This window comes from Hyphobacterium sp. (genome assembly GCF_965229905.1).
Lineage (GTDB): Bacteria > Pseudomonadota > Alphaproteobacteria > Caulobacterales > Maricaulaceae > Hyphobacterium.
In genome coordinates, this window is sequence record NZ_CBDDJY010000001.1 from 1 (window position 1) to 18417 (window position 18417).

12 protein-coding genes, 1 tRNA gene and 1 pseudogene are annotated in these 18417 nt (G+C 60.0%); all 14 read right to left on the bottom strand.

From position 1 onward, the window contains the following. The coding region (fusA, locus tag ACO08C_RS00005) for an elongation factor G (protein WP_421784395.1) at positions 1–1558 on the bottom strand (1558 nt) is incomplete at its 3' end. A 34-nt stretch (positions 1559–1592) separates the two neighbouring features. Continuing rightward, positions 1593–2063, bottom strand: a complete 471-nt coding sequence (rpsG, locus tag ACO08C_RS00010; RefSeq protein WP_421784397.1) for a 30S ribosomal protein S7 — start codon at positions 2061–2063, stop codon at positions 1593–1595. A 12-nt stretch (positions 2064–2075) separates the two neighbouring features. After that, positions 2076–2447, bottom strand: a complete 372-nt coding sequence (gene rpsL / locus ACO08C_RS00015) for a 30S ribosomal protein S12 (RefSeq protein ID WP_144254309.1) — start codon at positions 2445–2447, stop codon at positions 2076–2078. Between the two features lie 296 nt (positions 2448–2743). Further along, positions 2744–6967, bottom strand: a complete 4224-nt coding sequence (gene rpoC / locus ACO08C_RS00020; RefSeq protein WP_421784400.1) for a DNA-directed RNA polymerase subunit beta' — start codon at positions 6965–6967, stop codon at positions 2744–2746. 63 nt (positions 6968–7030) lie between these two features. Continuing rightward, the gene (gene rpoB, locus ACO08C_RS00025; protein WP_421784401.1) at positions 7031–11110 is read right to left on the bottom strand and encodes a DNA-directed RNA polymerase subunit beta; all 4080 of its coding nucleotides are present in this window, start codon (positions 11108–11110) and stop codon (positions 7031–7033) included. 229 nt (positions 11111–11339) lie between these two features. Next, on the bottom strand, positions 11340–11720 hold the full coding sequence (rplL, locus tag ACO08C_RS00030) for a 50S ribosomal protein L7/L12 (RefSeq protein ID WP_421784403.1): 381 nt from the start codon (positions 11718–11720) through the stop codon (positions 11340–11342). Positions 11721–11776: 56 nt separating this feature from the next. Beyond that, positions 11777–12289 carry a 50S ribosomal protein L10 gene (rplJ, locus tag ACO08C_RS00035; protein ID WP_421784405.1) on the bottom strand — a complete coding sequence of 171 codons (513 nt, stop codon included), beginning with the start codon at positions 12287–12289 and terminating at the stop codon, positions 11777–11779. A 305-nt stretch (positions 12290–12594) separates the two neighbouring features. After that, on the bottom strand, positions 12595–13305 hold the full coding sequence (gene rplA, locus ACO08C_RS00040; RefSeq protein ID WP_421784406.1) for a 50S ribosomal protein L1: 711 nt from the start codon (positions 13303–13305) through the stop codon (positions 12595–12597). A 5-nt stretch (positions 13306–13310) separates the two neighbouring features. Further along, on the bottom strand, positions 13311–13742 hold the full coding sequence (gene rplK / locus ACO08C_RS00045) for a 50S ribosomal protein L11 (protein WP_421784408.1): 432 nt from the start codon (positions 13740–13742) through the stop codon (positions 13311–13313). A gap of 82 nt (positions 13743–13824) precedes the next feature. Next, positions 13825–14358, bottom strand: coding sequence for a transcription termination/antitermination protein NusG (gene nusG / locus ACO08C_RS00050; RefSeq protein ID WP_421784409.1), 534 nt, complete (start codon positions 14356–14358; stop codon positions 13825–13827). A gap of 15 nt (positions 14359–14373) precedes the next feature. Continuing rightward, on the bottom strand, positions 14374–14631 hold the full coding sequence (secE, locus tag ACO08C_RS00055; protein ID WP_421784410.1) for a preprotein translocase subunit SecE: 258 nt from the start codon (positions 14629–14631) through the stop codon (positions 14374–14376). A 43-nt stretch (positions 14632–14674) separates the two neighbouring features. Then, positions 14675–14750: transfer RNA gene (locus ACO08C_RS00060), tRNA-Trp, on the bottom strand. 152 nt (positions 14751–14902) lie between these two features. Continuing rightward, positions 14903–17722 (bottom strand): TonB-dependent receptor plug domain-containing protein, encoded by a 2820-nt coding sequence (locus tag ACO08C_RS00065; protein ID WP_421784412.1) that lies wholly within the window; start codon positions 17720–17722, stop codon positions 14903–14905. Between the two features lie 387 nt (positions 17723–18109). Beyond that, positions 18110–18417 (bottom strand): annotated as a pseudogene (gene tuf / locus ACO08C_RS00070) (elongation factor Tu); the annotation flags it as partial.

The following is an 18417-nucleotide window of genomic DNA, read 5'->3' on the forward strand; positions in this document are numbered from 1 at the left end:
AACCCGGCTCGAGCGGTTCGAAGATAATTTTCACTTCAGCAAACTGACCCGAACCACCGGACTGCTTCTTGTGCGTGTAGTTGATCTCAGCGAGCTGGCCGAGCGTCTCGCGATACGCCACCTGCGGCTGGCCGATATTGGCTTCGACCTTGAACTCACGCTTCAGACGATCCACCAGAATATCAAGGTGCAACTCGCCCATCCCGGCCATACGGGTCTGACCCGACTCCTCGTCGGTCGAGACGCGGAAGGACGGATCCTCGGCGGCCAGCTTTTGCAGGCCAATACCCAGCTTCTCCTGGTCGGCCTTCGACTTCGGTTCGACTGCGATTTCGATCACCGGATCCGGGAATTCCATACGCTCGAGGATCACCGGCTTCATCGGGTCGCACAGCGTGTCACCCGTCGTGGTATCCTTGAGGCCCGCAATTGCGACGATGTCGCCGGCATAGGCTTCTTTGATGTCTTCCCGGCTGTTCGAGTGCATCTGCAGCATGCGGCCGATGCGCTCTTTCTTGTCTTTCACCGTGTTCTGCAAGGAGACACCGGTTTCCAGCTTGCCCGAATAGATCCGGCAGAAGGTCAGCGAGCCGACGAACGGGTCGTTCATGATCTTGAAAGCGAGCATGGACAGCGGTGCGTCGTCAGACGACGGGCGCGTCGTTTCTTGCTCGGTCTTCGCATCAATACCCTTGATAGCGGGCACTTCGACCGGGCTTGGCAGGAAGTCGACAACCGCATCCAGCAGCGGCTGTACACCCTTGTTTTTGAACGCTGTCCCGCACAGGACCGGGTGGAACTCCAGACTGACGGTGCCTTTGCGGATCAGCTTCTTCAGCGTCTCCACGGACGGCTCCTCGCCCTCCAGATAGGCTTCCATCGCAGCTTCGTCGATTTCGACGGCCGTCTCGATCATTTTCTCGCGGTATTCCGCAGCCTTATCGACCAGATCCGCAGGGATATCTTCCTCGGTGAACGTCGCACCCAGGCTCTCATCGTCCCAGACGATCGCTTTCATCTTGATGAGGTCGATCACACCTTTGAAATCGTTCTCGGCACCGATCGGCAGCTGGATCACCAGCGGCACACAACCGAGGCGCTCGACCATCATTTCGACCGAGCGGTAAAAATCCGCGCCGATCTTGTCCATCTTGTTCACGAAGAACATCCGCGGAACTTTGTACTTCTCGGCCTGGCGCCACACCGTTTCCGTCTGCGGCTCGACGCCGGCATTGGCGTCCAGCAGTGCCACCGCACCGTCCAGCACCCGAAGCGAACGCTCGACTTCGATGGTGAAGTCGACGTGTCCGGGCGTGTCGATGATGTTCAGGCGCTTGTCTTTCCAGAACGCGGTCGTCGCAGCGGAGGTGATCGTGATGCCACGCTCCTGCTCCTGCTCCATCCAGTCCATGGTCGCGGCGCCGTCATGGACTTCACCGATCTTGTGGCTCTTGCCGGTGTAATAGAGGATGCGCTCGGTCGTCGTCGTCTTACCGGCGTCGATATGCGCCATGATACCGAAGTTGCGATAATCTTCGATCTTGTGGGTGCGGGGCATGACTGTCGTCCTTGGGGAGGTCGGCTAAGGGTGGTTACCAGCGATAGTGAGAGAAAGCGCGGTTGGCTTCCGCCATGCGGTGCGTGTCTTCGCGCTTCTTGATCGCGGTACCGCGATTCGAGGAAGCGTCCATCAGCTCTCCGGCGAGGCGTTCGCGCATCGTATTTTCATTGCGGCCGCGAGCAGCGGCGACAAGCCAGCGAATGGCCAGCGCCTTCTTGCGCTCAGCGCGCACTTCGACCGGAACCTGATAGGTCGCACCACCCACGCGGCGGGAGCGGACCTCAACGTCCGGCGACACATTCTCAAGCGCTTCATGAAAAACCGAGACCGGCTGACGCTTCAGCTTCTGCTCTACCAACTCGAGCGCCCCGTAAACGATAGATTCGGCGGCTGATTTCTTGCCGTCGAGCATCAGGTAATTCATGAATTTGGTCAGATCCTTGTCACCAAATTTGGCGTCGGGAAGGATCTCGCGTTTTTCTGCGCGGTGACGACGTGACATCTCGGGTCTCTCCTACTTCGGCCGCTTCGCGCCGTATTTCGACCGGCGCTGGCGACGATCCTTGACGCCTTGCGTATCCAGAACGCCGCGCAGGATGTGGTAACGGACACCCGGAAGGTCTTTCACCCGGCCACCCCGAATCAGGACCACGGAGTGCTCCTGCAGGTTATGGCCTTCGCCCGGGATGTAGCTCACCACTTCATAGCCATTGGTCAGGCGCACCTTGGCCACTTTCCGCAAAGCCGAGTTCGGCTTCTTCGGCGTAGTTGTATAGACGCGCGTGCACACACCGCGGCGCTGCGGGCAAGCCTGCAGGGCCGGCACCTTGTTGCGTTTCGGTTTGTCTTTCCGCGGCTTGCGGATAAGCTGGTTAATCGTCGGCATACCGCCTCTGTCCGTTGTCTGCGCGCTCGTGCCGCTGCCGGTCTGAACGCATAAAAGCCGACGGTGCCAAGCTAAATCGCTTCGCCCGCCGATCGATTGATCTAATTCCGTACTTTCGGACGACGTATAGGCCTGCTGCGCCTACGGCTCGCCCCCGAAAAACAGGCGCGGAACCTATGCGCGCGATTTCCAAAGGTCAAGCGCCTGATACGGATTTTTGCGGACCCTGTATTGGGCAAGAAAAAGGGCTGCCGGAAGAACCGGCAGCCCTTTGAATTTACCGTACTTTTACCCGCCTAGCCGTCGGATTCCCCTGCTGCCACCTCGGCCGCTTCGGCTTCGGCCGCTTCGGCAATCTCCGCCGGCAAGGCTTCCGCCGCTTCCTCGGCTGCCTTCTTGCGTTCTTCCAGCATGTCCGCATCAAGCTTGTCGGCCAACGATTGGTAACGCCGCATGCCGCCGCCCGTGCCGGCCGGAATCAGGCGGCCAACGATGACATTCTCTTTCAGGCCCTCGAGCGTATCGACCTTGCCCTGGACCGCAGCCTCGGTGAGGACCCGTGTGGTTTCCTGGAACGACGCTGCCGAGATGAAGGAGCGGGTCTGCAGCGAGGCCTTGGTGATGCCCAGCAACACCGGATTGCCCTCTGCAGGCTTCTTCTTCGTCTTGATCAATTCGTCATTGGTTTCGAGGAACTCGATCTTGTCGACCTGCTCGCCAGCCAACCACGACGTATCACCCGGATCGGAGATCTCGATTTTCTGCAGCATCTGCCGGACAATCACCTCAATGTGCTTGTCATTGATCGGCACGCCCTGCAGGCGATAGACCTCCTGGATTTCCGAAACCAGATAGTCGGCCAGCGCTTCCGTGCCGAGGATCGACAGGATGTCGTGCGGCGCCGGGTGACCGTCCAGCAGATATTCACCCTTCTGGATAATGTCGCCTTCCTGGACCGAGAGGTGTTTCCCCTTCGGCACCAGGTAATCGACCTTACCTTCCGGATCATCCTCCGGCACAATCGAAATACGACGCTTGTTCTTGTAGTCGCGGCCGAATTCGACGCGGCCGGTGATATCCGCGATCACCGCATGGTCCTTCGGACGACGAGCCTCGAACAATTCGGCAACCCGCGGCAGACCACCGGTGATATCACGTGTCTTCGCACCTTCCGTCGGAATACGCGCAATCACATCACCCGGCTTCACACTATCGCCATCGGCCACCGACAGAATGGCGCCCACAGCCAGCATGTAGCTGGCGGTCGAACCGTTCTCGAACTTCACCGGCTCGCCATTCTTGTCCTGAACCACGACCATTGGCTGCAGGCTTGCGCCCTTTGGTGCCGACCGCCAGTCGACGACAACCTTGGACGAGATACCCGTTGCCTCGTCCGCTTCTTCTTTCACGGACACGCCATCGATCACATCGATCAGCTTGGCCGTGCCACCGGTTTCGGTGACGATCGGGGTGGTGTAAGGATCCCATTCCGCGAGGCGATCGCCGCGCTTGACGGACTTGCCTTCGTCGAAATGCAATTTCGCGCCGTAGGTCAGCTTGTGCGACTCCAGCACCTTGCCGTCCTTGTCGACGATTTTCAGCATCATGTTGCGCGCCATGACAATGAAGGCGCCTTCGTCATTCTTCACCGTTGCGCGGTTTTCGAACGCGAGCTTGCCTTCACGCGTAGCTTCGATCACCGATTGCTCGGAGACCTGGGCTGTACCGCCGATATGGAAAGTCCGCATCGTCAGCTGCGTACCCGGCTCGCCGATCGATTGCGCAGCGATGACGCCAACGGCTTCGCCGATATTCACCGGCGTCCCGCGGGCGAGGTCACGGCCATAACAGGTGGCGCATACGCCGACCCGCGTTTCGCAGGTCAGCGGCGAACGCACCTTGATCGACTGCACGCCGGCGGCTTCGATTTCGAGGATCTTCTCTTCATCCAGGAATTCGCCTGCCTTGACGGCGACCTTGCCGTCTTCGCCCTTGGCGTCCTCCGCAGCATGACGGCCGAGGACGCGCTGACCGAGCGACACGACGACGTCACCGCCGTCGATGACGGCTTCCATGTTGATGCCGGCATTGGTGCCGCAATCCGGTTCCGACACGATGCAGTCCTGCGCCACGTCCACCAGGCGGCGGGTCAGATAACCCGAGTTGGCGGTCTTCAGCGCGGTATCGGCCAAACCCTTCCGGGCCCCGTGGGTCGAGTTGAAGTATTCAAGAACGGTCAGGCCTTCCTTGAAGTTCGACACGATCGGCGTCTCGATGATCTCGCCTGACGGCTTGGCCATCAGGCCGCGCATACCTGCCAGCTGCTTCATCTGGTTCTTCGAGCCCCGCGCGCCGGAGTGCGCCATCATGTAGATGGAGTTCACTTCCTGGCGGCCGTCGAGATCGTACGGCTTGGCGACCTCGTCCATCATGGCGTCGGCCACCCGGTCGGTACATTTCGCCCAGGCGTCGACCACCTTGTTGTACTTTTCACCGCGCGTGATCAGGCCGTCGACGTATTGCTGTTCGTATTCGCCGACCAGCTTGCGGGTCTCGCCCACCAGCTCGGCCTTGGCGTCCGGAATAAGCATGTCGTCCTTGCCGAAGGAAATGCCGGCCTTGCAGGCTTCGCGGAAGCCCAGCGCCATGATCTGGTCGGCGAAGATCACCGTCGCCTTCTGACCGCAATGGCGATAGACCTCGTCGATCATCGCGCCGATCGCCTTCTTGGTCATCAACTCGTCGGCAATCTTCCAGGACACGCGCGGGTGCTTCGGCAGACGATCGATGATCATCATCCGGCCCGGCGTGGTTTCGATCCGCAGGCGGACCGGCTCATTATTTTCGTCGACCGTGTCATAGCGCATCGAAATTTTCGAATGCAGCGAGATGACACCGGCTTCCAGCGCGGCTTCCATTTCCGCCATGGTCGCGAACGCCGTGCCATTGCCCGGCTCGTCTTCCTTGTCGACCGACAAATAGTAGAGACCGAGCACAATGTCCTGCGAGGGCACGATGATCGGCTTGCCATTGGCCGGCGACAGGATGTTGTTCGTCGACATCATCAGGACGCGCGCTTCGAGCTGGGCTTCCAGCGACAGCGGCACGTGAACCGCCATCTGGTCTCCGTCGAAGTCGGCGTTGAAAGCGGCGCAGACCAGCGGGTGCAGCTGGATCGCCTTTCCTTCGATGAGCTTCGGTTCAAAAGCCTGGATACCGAGACGGTGCAGCGTCGGCGCCCGGTTAAGGAGAACCGGGTGTTCGCGGATCACCTCGTCGAGCACGTCCCAGACTTCCGGGCGCTCTTTTTCGACCAGTTTCTTCGACTGTTTGACCGTGCCGGACAGGCCCTTCGCATCGAGCCGCGCATAGATGAACGGCTTGAACAGTTCGAGCGCCATTTTCTTCGGCAGGCCGCACTCGTGCAACTTGAGTTCCGGGCCGACCACGATCACCGAACGGCCGGAATAGTCGACGCGCTTGCCGAGCAGATTCTGACGGAACCGGCCCTGCTTGCCCTTCAGCATGTCGGACAGCGACTTCAGCGGGCGCTTATTGGTACCCGTGATGACGCGACCGCGGCGGCCATTGTCGAACAGCGCGTCGACGGATTCCTGCAGCATCCGCTTTTCATTGCGGATGATGATGTCCGGCGCGCGCAGCTCGATGAGGCGCTTCAGGCGATTGTTCCGGTTGATAACCCGGCGATAGAGATCGTTCAGGTCGGACGTCGCGAAACGGCCGCCATCGAGCGGCACCAGCGGACGCAGTTCCGGCGGAATCACCGGAACGACCGTCAGGATCATCCATTCCGGGCGGTTACCGGAAGTGATGAAGTTCTCGATAAGTTTCAGACGCTTGACCAGCTTTTTGAGCTTCAGTTCCGAGCCGGTTTCCGTGATTTCCTCACGCACCTTCTCGGCGACCGCTTCCAGATCCATATTGGTCAGCACGTCGCGGATAGCTTCCGCACCGATGCCGGCCGTGAAGGCATCTTCGCCATACTCGTCCTGCGCATCCATGTATTCTTCTTCAGTGAGCAGCTGGAAGGGCTGCAGCGGAGTCAGGCCCGGCTCGGTGACCAGAAATTGCTCGAAATAGAGCACGCGCTCCACGTCTTTCAGCGCCATGTCCAGGATCATGGCGATACGCGACGGAAGCGATTTCAAGAACCAGATGTGCGCCACCGGAGCGGCCAGCTCGATATGGCCCATGCGCTCGCGGCGGACGCGTGCCAGAGTCACTTCGACGCCGCACTTCTCACACGTGATACCCTTGAACTTGATGCGCTTGTACTTGCCGCACAGACACTCATAGTCCTTCGTCGGGCCAAAGATACGAGCGCAGAACAGACCGTCGCGCTCCGGCTTGAAGGTCCGGTAGTTGATCGTTTCGGGCTTCTTCACCTCGCCATAGGACCAGGACCGGATCTTTTCCGGGCTGGCAAGCGAGATCCGGATCCGGTCGAAGGTCGGGCCTTCGGCGGCCGGGTTGAAGATGTTCATGACCTCATGGTTCATGTTGCCGTCTCCTCAGGGGGGAGTGAACGGCGGAGCTGGCAGGCTCCGCCGTATAAATTGCAGTTACTCGTTCTTCAGCTCGACATTCAGGCCCAGAGAACGCATCTCTTTGACCAGCACGTTGAAGCTTTCCGGAACCCCGGCTTCGAATGTGTCATCACCGCGAACGATAGCCTCGTAGACCTTGGTCCGACCGGCCACGTCATCCGACTTCACCGTCAGCATTTCCTGCAGCGTGTAGGCCGCGCCATAAGCTTCAAGCGCCCAGACTTCCATCTCGCCGAAGCGCTGGCCGCCAAACTGTGCCTTACCGCCCAGCGGCTGCTGGGTGACGAGGCTGTACGGACCGATCGAACGGGCGTGGATCTTGTCGTCGACCAGGTGGTGCAGCTTCAAGAGATGCTTGATGCCCACGGTCACAGGGCGGCGGAACTTCTCGCCGGTCCGGCCATCGAAAAGCGTCGACTGACCGGATTCCTGGATGCCTGCCATCTTCAGATGGTCGACAATGTCCGCTTCACGCGCACCGTCAAACACCGGCGTCGCGATCGGTACACCATTGGCGAGGTTGCGGCCGAGCTCGGCAACGTCCTCATCCGATTTCGGCAGCTCCTGGTCCTTGCCGTAAACTTCAGACAGTTTCGCTTTGAGGTCTTTGGTTTTGCCGTCCCGCTTGTAAGCGTCATAGAGCTCACCGATCTGGCGTCCCAAACCTTTACACGCAAAGCCGAGATGGGTTTCTAGGATCTGGCCGACATTCATCCGCGACGGCACGCCGAGCGGGTTCAAGACAAGGTCGACCGGCGTTCCATCATCGAGATACGGCATGTCCTCGATCGGCGCGATTTTCGAGATCACACCCTTGTTGCCGTGACGGCCGGCCATCTTGTCGCCCGGCTGCAGCTTGCGCTTCACCGCGACGAAAACCTTGACCATCTTCATAACGCCCGGCGGCATTTCATCGCCGCGTTGAAGCTTGTCGACCTTGTCCTCGAAACGGCGATCCAGCCGTGCCTTGGACTCGTCATATTGCTTTTTCAGTGCCTCGATGCCGCCCATCGCCTTTTCGTCATCAATGGCAATTTTCCACCACTGACTGCGCGGCACATCGTCAAGGGTTTCGGCCGTGACCTCGCCCTTCTTGAAACCCTTCGGACCCGAAGTGGCTTTCTTGCTCAGCAGATACTCGGACAGGCGCGAATAGATATTTCGTTCGAGAATGGCGAGCTCGTCGTCGCGGTCTTTGCCGAGACGTTCGATTTCTTCACGCTCGATGGCGATCGCCCGTTGGTCCTTGTCCACGCCGTGCCGATTAAACACGCGGACCTCGACGACCGTGCCGGTCGTGCCCGGCGGAAGACGCAGCGACGTATCGCGAACGTCCGAAGCCTTCTCGCCGAAGATGGCGCGCAGAAGTTTTTCTTCCGGCGTCATCGGGCTCTCGCCCTTCGGAGTCACTTTGCCGACCAGAATGTCACCGGACTCCACCTCGGCTCCGACCGAGACGATGCCGGCCTCGTCGAGATTTCGCAGGGCTTCCTCGCCGACATTCGGGATGTCGCGCGTGATCTCTTCAGGACCCAACTTGGTGTCACGGGCCATGATCTCGAACTCTTCGAGATGCACCGAGGTGAAGACGTCGTCACGCACGATGCGTTCAGAGATCAAGATTGAATCTTCGAAGTTGTAGCCATTCCACGGCATGAAGGCGACGAGCACGTTCTTGCCGAGCGCCAGCTCGCCGAGATCGGTCGACGGACCATCCGCGATAATATCCCCTGCCCGCACTTCATCGCCGACCTTCACGATCGGACGCTGATTGATACAGGTCGATTGGTTCGAGCGCTGGAACTTGGACAGACGGTAGATATCGACGCCGGATTGCGCAGCATCGACATCGCCCGTTGCGCGGACAACGATCCGCGTGGCATCCACCTGCTCGACCACACCATCGCGGCGCGCCGCGATCGCAGCACCGGAATCGCGGGCTACAACATCTTCCATGCCGGTTCCGACCAGCGGCGCTTCCGCCTGCAGAAGCGGCACCGCCTGGCGCTGCATGTTCGAGCCCATCAGGGCGCGGTTGGCGTCATCGTTCTCAAGAAACGGGATCAGCGCCGCAGCCACGGAAACAACCTGCTTCGGCGACACGTCGATATAGTCAACGTCTTCGCGCGGAATCAGCGTCGCATCGCGGCCGGGGCCGACGCGGCAGTTCACGAACTCGTTCTCGAGCAGGCCCTTGGCGGTTACGGTTGCATTCGCCTGCGCGATGTTGAAGCGCGCTTCCTGCATCGCCGAGAGATAGTGAACCTCGTCGGTCAGCTTGCCGTTCTCGACGCGCCGGTACGGGCTCTCGATGAAGCCGTACTTGTTGACCCTTGCATAAGTCGACAGAGAGTTGATCAGGCCGATATTCGGGCCTTCCGGCGTTTCAATCGGGCAGATCCGGCCATAATGCGTCGGGTGCACGTCGCGCACTTCGAAGCCAGCACGTTCACGGGTCAGACCGCCTGGCCCGAGCGCCGAAAGGCGGCGCTTGTGGGTGACTTCTGACAGCGGATTGGTCTGGTCCATGAACTGCGACAGCTGCGAAGAGCCGAAGAACTCCCGCACCGCAGCCGCAGCCGGCTTTGCGTTGACCAGATCGTGCGGCATCACGGTCTCGATATCGACCGAGCTCATCCGCTCCTTGATCGCACGCTCCATGCGCAGCAGACCGATGCGATACTGATTTTCCATCAGCTCGCCAACGGAACGCAGGCGCCGGTTGCCGAGATTGTCGATATCGTCGATCTCGCCGCGGCCGTCGCGCAACCCCACCAGCGTCTGCAGCACCGCCAGGATATCTTCCTTGCGCAGCACGCGCATATCGTCCGGTGCATCCAGATCGAGGCGCATGTTCATTTTCACGCGGCCCACTGACGACAGGTCATAGCGTTCGGAATCGAAGAACAGCCCCTGGAACATGGCCTCGGCCGTCTCCGGCGTCGGCGGCTCGCCTGGGCGCATCACGCGGTAGATGTCGACCAGAGCCTGCTCGCGCGTATCATTCTTGTCGGCCGACAGTGTCTGCTGAATGTATGGACCACGCGACTGGTTATCGATGTCCAGGATTTCCAGTGCCTTGATCTTCTGCTCGCGAAGGGCCTCGATCACTTCTTCCGTGATTTCATCGCCTGCCTCTGCATAGATCTCGCCGGTCTTCACATTGACAATGTCCTCAGCAACGAAGCGGCCCATCAAGCCCTCATCGCTCAGAAGGATATTCTTCAAGCCATCTTCCGCCAGCTTGTTAGCGGCACGCGCGGCAATCTTTTTCCCCGCGGGTGCAACCACCTCGCCCGATTTGGCATCAATCAAGTCGAAAGACGGCTTCACGCCACGCCAGCGCTCTTTCTCGAATGGAATGGCCCAGCCACCTTTGACCGACTTGATCGAGATCCGGTCGTAGAAGGTCGCCAGGATTTCCTCCCGGTCCATGCCCAACGCGTAGAGCAGCGTCGTCGCCGGAAGCTTGCGGCGACGATCAAGGCGCATGTGGACGATGTCTTTGGCATCGAATTCGAAGTCGAGCCACGAACCGCGGTACGGAATAATCCGCGCGGCGAACAGGTATTTCCCAGAGGCATGGGTCTTGCCCCGGTCATGATCAAAGAAAACGCCAGGCGACCGGTGCATCTGCGAGACGATAACCCGCTCTGTGCCGTTAACAATGAAGGTGCCTTTGTCCGTCATGAGCGGAATGTCGCCCATATAGACGTCCTGCTCTTTGATGTCCTTGACGGATCGCGCACCTGTTTCCTCGTCGACGTCGAACACAACGAGGCGCATCTTCACTTTCAGCGGCGCGGCATAGGTCAGATCGCGCTGCTCGCATTCCTCCGTGTCGAACTTCGGAGGCTCGAACTCGTACGACACAAAATCCAGCACAGCCCGTTCGGAAAAATCCTTGACCGGGAAGACCGATTTGAAAACGGCCTGCAGGCCCTCATCACCGCGCTCACTGGCGGAGACGTCTTTCAAAAGGAACTGATCGTAAGAGCTCTTCTGAACCTCGATCAGGTTCGGCATCGGAACGGTTTCCGGAATCTCACCGAAGGACTTGCGGATGCGTTTTTTACCGGTGAACGACAGACCCATGTCGGCTCCCTTCGCAGCGGATGCTGCGCTTGTCTAACCAAAACGCCGCGCCCGGGAGGGCAGCGGCCGCCTGCAATGTCCGCCAACCGGATGATCCGGGACAGACGAAACCGCCAGCGACGGCACAGGCCGTCCGTCGCGGGCAAATTCTGTTTCAGGGACGGGTAGACGGACGCACAGATTCGCTCCATGCGTCCGTCAAAATCCCTGAAAGGTCTGCACGCAGACCTTATTTCAGCTCGACGCTGGCACCTGCCTCTTCGAGCTTCTTCTTGATCTCTTCGGCCTCGGCTTTCGGCGCGCCTTCCTTGACGGCCTTGCCACCGGCTTCCACCAGATCCTTGGCTTCCTTCAGACCCAGACCCGTGATCGCGCGAACTTCTTTGATCACGTTGATCTTCTTGTCGCCAGCTGCAACGAGGATGACGTCAAACTCATCCTTTTCTTCAGCGGCGGCACCGCCGGCATCACCGCCAGCAGCCGGGCCGGCAACAGCCACGGCCGCGGCCGCCGGCTTGATGCCTTTTTCTTCGAGGATGTCGTTGAGTTCCTTGGCTTCCAGAATGGTCAGGCCAAGAAGTTCTTCAGCAAGTTTAGCTACATCAGCCATTTGATTTCAGTCCTTGATTAGTCGTGTCGGTTCGAATGCGGAGAATGACGTGTCTTCTAGGCTTCGGCTTTTTCGCCGATGACCTGGATCTGGCCGGCAAGCGTATTGCCCGGAGCCGTGATCCGCGAAACGACTTCGCCAGCCTGACCCAGAAGGCGGGCCACCGCAGTTGCGATAAGTTCCTCGCGGGACGGCATCTTCGAAAGCGCTTCGACGCCCTTGGCGTCCAGCACTTCCTCTTCCATGAAGCCGCCCAGGATTTCGAACTTGTCGTTGTCCTTGGCATAGGCAATGGCTGCTTTCGGAGCCGCCGTGAAGTCTTCGGAGAACGCAATCCCTACAGGACCGCTAAAGTATTCCGAAGCGCCTTCCGACGCCTTGCCCGAAAGAGCAATTTTGGCGAGACGATTCCGCACCACTTTGAACGTGCCGCCGGTTTCCCGGAGCTTGGCGCGCAGATCCGTCATTTCCGCAACGGTCATGCCCTTGTAGTGGGCAACGACCACGGAGCCGCTCGAGAAGATGCCTTTCAGCTCTTCTACGGAAGCTTCCTTGGTCATACGATCCATTTGCGGTCTCCCTGTTTGGACGTTTCCCCGTGAAACGCCCGGAAAAGACGCCTGTCGGAACGTCCATCCCGTTCATCGGGCTGGAACACGCCGGACAAGCGCATTCCTGTCCCAGGGCTCGAACCGGCACCACCGCCAGGGCGGGGCATCGAATTCTTGCACTGTCTCACCCAGGGCCCTTGCGGAATTAAGACGGACTGGATTGTCCATCCCCTGCGATCTCGGACAGGTTGGCCGGGCTTGGCATCTTGCCGCCCCCGACCGGACCGGCGGTGTTAACCACCGGAATTCCCGTTTGACAACCCCTAGGCCGCCGGCGCCGCCGCGCTGGCCTCCGAAAGGTCAATTTTCACACCCGGCCCCATCGTGGAGCTCAGGGCGATTTTCTTCAGATATGTCCCCTTGGCACCAGACGGCTTTGCCTTGACGATCGCATCGAGCACGGCTTGAACGTTCTCGCTCAAAGCCTTTTCGGTGAAGCTCGCCTTGCCGACGCCAGCATGGACGATGCCGGCCTTCTCGACGCGAAACTCAACCGCGCCACCCTTGGAATCGTTCACCGCCTTGGTTACGTCCATCGTCACCGTACCGACCTTCGGGTTCGGCATCAGGCCACGCGGGCCGAGCACCTTACCAAGCCGGCCAACCAGCGGCATCATGTCGGGTGTCGCGATGACCTTGTCGAAATCCATGCGGCCGCCCTGCACTTCTTCCATGAGGTCTTCCGCACCAACCACGTCGGCACCGGCCTTCTTGGCTTCTTCGGCTTTCGGGCCCTTCGCGAAAACGGCGACACGGACAGAACGCCCGGTGCCGTTCGGCAAATTGCAGACGCCACGGACCATCTGGTCGGCATGACGCGGATCGACATTCAAATTGATCGCGATTTCGATGGTTTCATCGAACTTCGCCGTGGCATTGGATTTCACCAGCTTCACCGCCTCATCGACGGTGTGCAGCTTTTCGCGATCGACGGTCGCGCGTGCAGCGCCAATTCGTTTTGCTACTTTTGCCATGGAACTCACTCCACCACTTCCAGGCCCATCGAACGGGCCGAACCGGCGATGATCTTCGTCGCCTGGTCAAGATCAATTGCGTTGAGATCCGGCATCTTGGCCTCGGCGATCTCACGGCATTGCGCCATCGTCACTTTCGCGATCGGCGCAGCCGAACCGGCGGTGCCCGATCCTTTTTGGATCTTCGCAGCCTTCTTCAGATAGAAGCTGGCCGGAGGCGTCTTGGTCTCGAAGGTGAAGGACTTGTCCTGGTAGACGGTGATGATGGTCGGGATCGGCATCCCCTTGTCCATCTCTTGCGTCTTCGCATTGAACGCCTTGCAGAACTCCATGATATTGACCCCGCGCTGACCCAGCGCAGGACCGATCGGCGGGGACGGATTGGCCGCCCCGGCCGGTACTTGCAGCTTGATATAGCCTGCAATCTTCTTCGCCATTTCCCTTCCTCCTGTCAGGGAGAACGCGGTCCGGCACCGGCATGGACTTGTCCGGCGCCTCCCGCATTCGGATGTTTACCGGTCAGGCCGCTTTTTCGACCTGGCCGTAATCGAGTTCGACCGGCGTGGCCCGGCCAAAGATGTTAATCGCCACTTTGAGGCGGGCGTTCTCCTCGTCCACTTCCTCCACGACGCCGTTAAAGCTCTGGAAGTGCCCGTCGATGACGCGAACGGTTTCGCCGACATCGTAATGGACCGTGGGAACCGGACGTTCAGCGTCCTCTTCCATCTGGCCCAGAATGCGTTTGACCTCGGTTTCCGAAACCGGCATCGGCTTGTTGCCCGATCCCAGGAAGCCGGTCACTTTCGGCGTATTCTTCACAAGGTGATAGGCGGCATCGGTCAGATCCATTTTCACCAGCACATAGCCAGGGAAATACTTCCGCTCGGACTGGACCTTGCGCCCTTTCCGCACCTCGACGACCTCTTCGGTCGGCACGAGAATTTCCTCGAAGCAGGATTCCAAGCCTTGCTGGGCCGCTTCAATCTTGATCGCCTCCGCCACCTTCTTTTCGAAGTTGGAATAGGCGTGAACGATGTACCATTTGGCAGCCATAACGATCAGGCTCCCCTAAGCGCCAAGCTGAAGGACAAAAGTGACCAGGGCCGAAATACCTGAATCCACCGCGAAGAAAAACAACGCCGCGAGCGCCGCCATCACCAAGACCATAATGGTCGAAATGATGGTTTCCTGACGCGATGTCCAGGTGACTTTCCGCGCCTCCTGGCGCACTTGCTGGAAGAATTGAAGCGGATTGGTCCGCTTTTTCTTCGGCGGCGGAGCCGCATCATGTTTCGCGGGCGTATTTTTGCCGATCGTCTTGGCCATTGTCTTTATTTAGTCCGCTTCCACTTTTGCGCTAGTCCGTCGATGGCAGGGGCGGAGGGACTCGAACCCCCGACCCTCGGTTTTGGAGACCGATGCTCTACCAGCTGAGCTACACCCCTTCGATAGAGCGCAAGAAACCGCGCCCGGACCTCACAGCCGTGCTTCGAAGCGACGGCTTCTACACCCTGTTTGCTGGATTGCAAACAGCCTGCTGCAAAAAAATGCGGCGGGCCGAAGCCCGCCGCACATCTGGTCTATGACCGGTTGCCGATTAACGGCGGACCGTGATCCGGCCGTAGAAGTAACGGCCAGCCGTGTCATAGGTCTGGTTCAGCGTGTTCATGTCGTCATTGTTCGACACATAAGGCGGCGTCTCATTCGCGAGATTGCGCACACCCAGCGTCAGACCCACACCGCTATCCACGAAATCGTAGGCGGCCTGGAGGTCATGATACATGACGCGCTCGGCGGTGTTCGAGATGTTCGCCGGGTTCGACGAGAAGTCATCAACTTCGTCGATGAACCGGCCGACATAGTTGAACTGCCAGTTGTCGGAGACCACGCCCAGACGGAGCAGGGCAGAGATTTCCGGGAACGCCGCCGGAACCGTGGTGAACGGATCCTGGGCGAACGTGCCGGCATATTCAAACGTCGCACCACCCGGAAGCACCTGGTAGGCGAAGCTTTCCAGATAGGTGATGTCGACACCCGCGACGAACTGTGCCGTCGAGTTGAAGATGTCGAAGGTCGGACCCGAATAGTCGATCGTGAAGTCGACACCCGACGTCTCGTATGTCGACAGGTTCGCGTTCGTCAGAAGCACACCGGCAACCACGCCGACCGCCGAACGACGCGCGCCGCCCGGTCCCGGATACGGCGCCGCCAGCGGCGTGCCGCCGACACCCGTATAACCCGGACCCGCGATCAGCGAGCACAGCGGATCGGAGAAGTTCGGTGAATTATAGCACTGCGACACGATCGTGTTCACGTCCGCAGAACCCACCGCGTCCGTCACTTCAAACGAGAAGTAGTCGGCCGAGAAGGTGAAGTCCTCGAGGATCGGCGTACCCGACGGGGTGAACACCACCCCCACGGTCAGACCTTCCGATTCTTCCGGCTGCAGGTTCGGGTTACCGCCCACAACACCGGAAGCCTGGGTCGACGTCAGCGTGAAGGTCGGCGGCAGGCCGTCAGCCTGACAGTTGGCCACAACCGTCGCGTTCGCACCGGACGTGCCATAGTTCACGCACGGGTCGGTATACTGGACAGCTGACTGCGCCTGCGGAGCAAACAGCTCGCCGATCGACGGAGCGCGGAAGCCGGTCGAGAACGAGGCCCGGACGCGGACCTGGTCGCTCGGCGCCCACTCACCCTTGATCGCGTAGGTATTGGCATCAAAGGACGAGGAAACGCCAGTCCCGGTCACGTCATAGGACGAGGAACGGGCCGACAGTTCGAACGCCAGCAGTTCGGCAAACTCGACACCCGACAGGATCGGGAGACGCATTTCACCGTAGAACTCCGACGAGGTCGTTTCACCGGACGTACCCGTGCCCGACACGAAGTAGATCTGGCCGATCTGCGCCGCGCCATCGGGGATGAACTCACCGGTATCCCGGCGACGCTCATAGCCCACAGCCCAGCCGATCGGACCGCCCGGCAGTTGCAACCCGCCGAGATCACCCGACAGGTTAGCCTGGAACGACAGACGCGTCTGACGCGAGACCGGCGAGTGGCGAACCAGGAAGTAGTCCGCGATCGTGTCGGTCAGCGTGTCGCGACGGAACGGGTCCCAGATCAGGTTGGCCGGCGTCTGGCACGAACCAGCGGCCAGCGAGGCCGGGTCGTTACACAGCACTTCCGCCGCGCGGACCGGGTTGGCCTGACCGTCGACGACTTGCGAGTCGACATAGCGGCCATAGGACAGCGAGGTATCCCAGAAAATGCCGGCCGGCAGCGAACCCTCGAAGCCGAAAATGCCGCGCCAGGACGACGCGTCCTGCGTGAAGAAACGGCCCGAATCGAGCTCCGCCAGGCGGCGCGCCACAAAGACGTCCTCGCCGGTCGGGTTGTTCGGGTGGAAGGCCGGGACGAGCGGGAACCAGAAAGTACCCACCGGAGCCATCTGCTGTTGCGAGGAACGCTGGGCGAACATGAATTCGCCGAACGCCGTCACATCACCGAAGCGGTCCGACGACAGAACATCATACTCAGCATCGAAGAAGCCGGAATACACTTCTTGCGGCGTCACCATGTAGGAACGTTCTGCGAAGTTGTAGCCGTCCGCCGGCGTGAACGCCCGGAGCACACCGGTCGCCGGGTCAAGGATGACACCGCCACCGCCATTGATGCTAGCCACGAAACCCGGCCCAGAGGCGAAAATCTGGCCCGGATAGGACGTGCCGGAACCGCCGCAGATCAGCTGGCCACCGACTTCCGCCCACGGACACGCCGAGAACGGACGGTCGCCCTGGCGGATCGTGCCACGGTCGAAGTATTCGAGGTTGGCCGTAAACCGGCCACCATCGAAGGACCGGCCGAACGTTGCGCCATAGCGATAGATCTGGCCATCGCCTTCCGACGTCACATCGTATTGCGCGAACAGTTCCATGCCTTCGACATCATCACGCGTGATGATGTTGACCACGCCGGCGATCGCGTCCGAACCGTAGATCGTCGAGGCGCCGTCACGCAGCACTTCAACACGGCCGATCAGCGAGACCGGGATCATGTTGAGGTCGGTGAAGCCACCCGTCGAGGACGGCGTCGCACGACGGCCATTGATCAGGAGCAGCGTCCGTTGCGGACCGAGGCCACGCAGCGAGATCGTCGCCTGACCGCCAGACCCGTTATTCACGCGCGAGTTGGTTTCACCACCCGGCGCAAAGGTGATCTGGTCGGCGAAGTCTTCCAGCGTCCGGACAGCCTGGACGTTCAAATCGTCCTGGCCGACAACCGTGATCGGGCTGACCGAGGTCAGCTCGCTCCGGCCAATCCGCGAACCGGTGACGATGATGCGGTCATCGGCCGCTTCTTCTTGCGCAACAGCAGGAGCCGCAAGGCCGAGCCCGCCGAAGAGCGTACTTGCCATCAGGCAAGCCTTAAGAGTTCTCTGTTTCACTCTGAATTCCCTCCGAGTCATTAAACAGTTTTGACGACGCCGGTTGCTCCGGCTTCTTTACGTGTGGGTTGCCCCCGTTATCACCGAGTCGCGAATACGACACAGCACCGTCACAAATCGTGACGTAAGACCGCGAAAGGGTCAACGATCACGGTGTAATATGGGCGTAACAATGGTGATAAGCTCCTAAAGGTGTTGCGGATTAGTCTCATATCCGCCAAGCACAGACCGGTCACAGGGCTTGAAAAGACCGATTTCGCGTCTGTGCCGAATCGTTCGCGCAAAATTCGTGCACGAAAAAGGCCGCTCCTGAGAGCGGCCTTTCGACATGCCAATTAAGGAGCGAAACCCCCTTGGCTATTCGATGATTTTGGAGACGACGCCGGCGCCCACCGTTCTGCCGCCCTCACGGATAGCAAACCGCAGGCCCTGATCCATGGCGATCGGCGTGATCAGTTCGACATTGAGCTCCGCATTGTCGCCCGGCATCACCATCTCGGTGCCCTCTTTCAGGGTCACCACACCGGTCACATCCGTCGTCCGGAAGTAAAACTGCGGGCGGTAGTTCGTGAAGAACGGCGTGTGACGCCCACCCTCTTCCTTCGTCAGGATGTAGGCTTCCGCCTCGAACTTCGCGTGCGGCGTGATCGAACCCGGCTTGGCCA

Excerpts from the sequence above, each read along its gene's own strand:
- rpsG (WP_421784397.1), bottom strand. The coding sequence starts at position 2,063 with ATGTCACGTCGTCACCGCGCAGAAAAACGCGAGATCCTTCCCGACGCC.
- rpsL (WP_144254309.1), bottom strand. The coding sequence starts at position 2,447 with ATGCCGACGATTAACCAGCTTATCCGCAAGCCGCGGAAAGACAAACCG.
- rpoC (WP_421784400.1), bottom strand. The coding sequence starts at position 6,967 with ATGAACCATGAGGTCATGAACATCTTCAACCCGGCCGCCGAAGGCCCG.
- rpoB (WP_421784401.1), bottom strand. The coding sequence starts at position 11,110 with ATGGGTCTGTCGTTCACCGGTAAAAAACGCATCCGCAAGTCCTTCGGT.
- rplL (WP_421784403.1), bottom strand. The coding sequence starts at position 11,720 with ATGGCTGATGTAGCTAAACTTGCTGAAGAACTTCTTGGCCTGACCATT.
- rplJ (WP_421784405.1), bottom strand. The coding sequence starts at position 12,289 with ATGGATCGTATGACCAAGGAAGCTTCCGTAGAAGAGCTGAAAGGCATC.
- rplA (WP_421784406.1), bottom strand. The coding sequence starts at position 13,305 with ATGGCAAAAGTAGCAAAACGAATTGGCGCTGCACGCGCGACCGTCGAT.
- rplK (WP_421784408.1), bottom strand. The coding sequence starts at position 13,742 with ATGGCGAAGAAGATTGCAGGCTATATCAAGCTGCAAGTACCGGCCGGG.
- nusG (WP_421784409.1), bottom strand. The coding sequence starts at position 14,358 with ATGGCTGCCAAATGGTACATCGTTCACGCCTATTCCAACTTCGAAAAG.
- secE (WP_421784410.1), bottom strand. The coding sequence starts at position 14,631 with ATGGCCAAGACGATCGGCAAAAATACGCCCGCGAAACATGATGCGGCT.
- ACO08C_RS00065 (WP_421784412.1), bottom strand. The coding sequence starts at position 17,722 with ATGGCAAGTACGCTCTTCGGCGGGCTCGGCCTTGCGGCTCCTGCTGTT.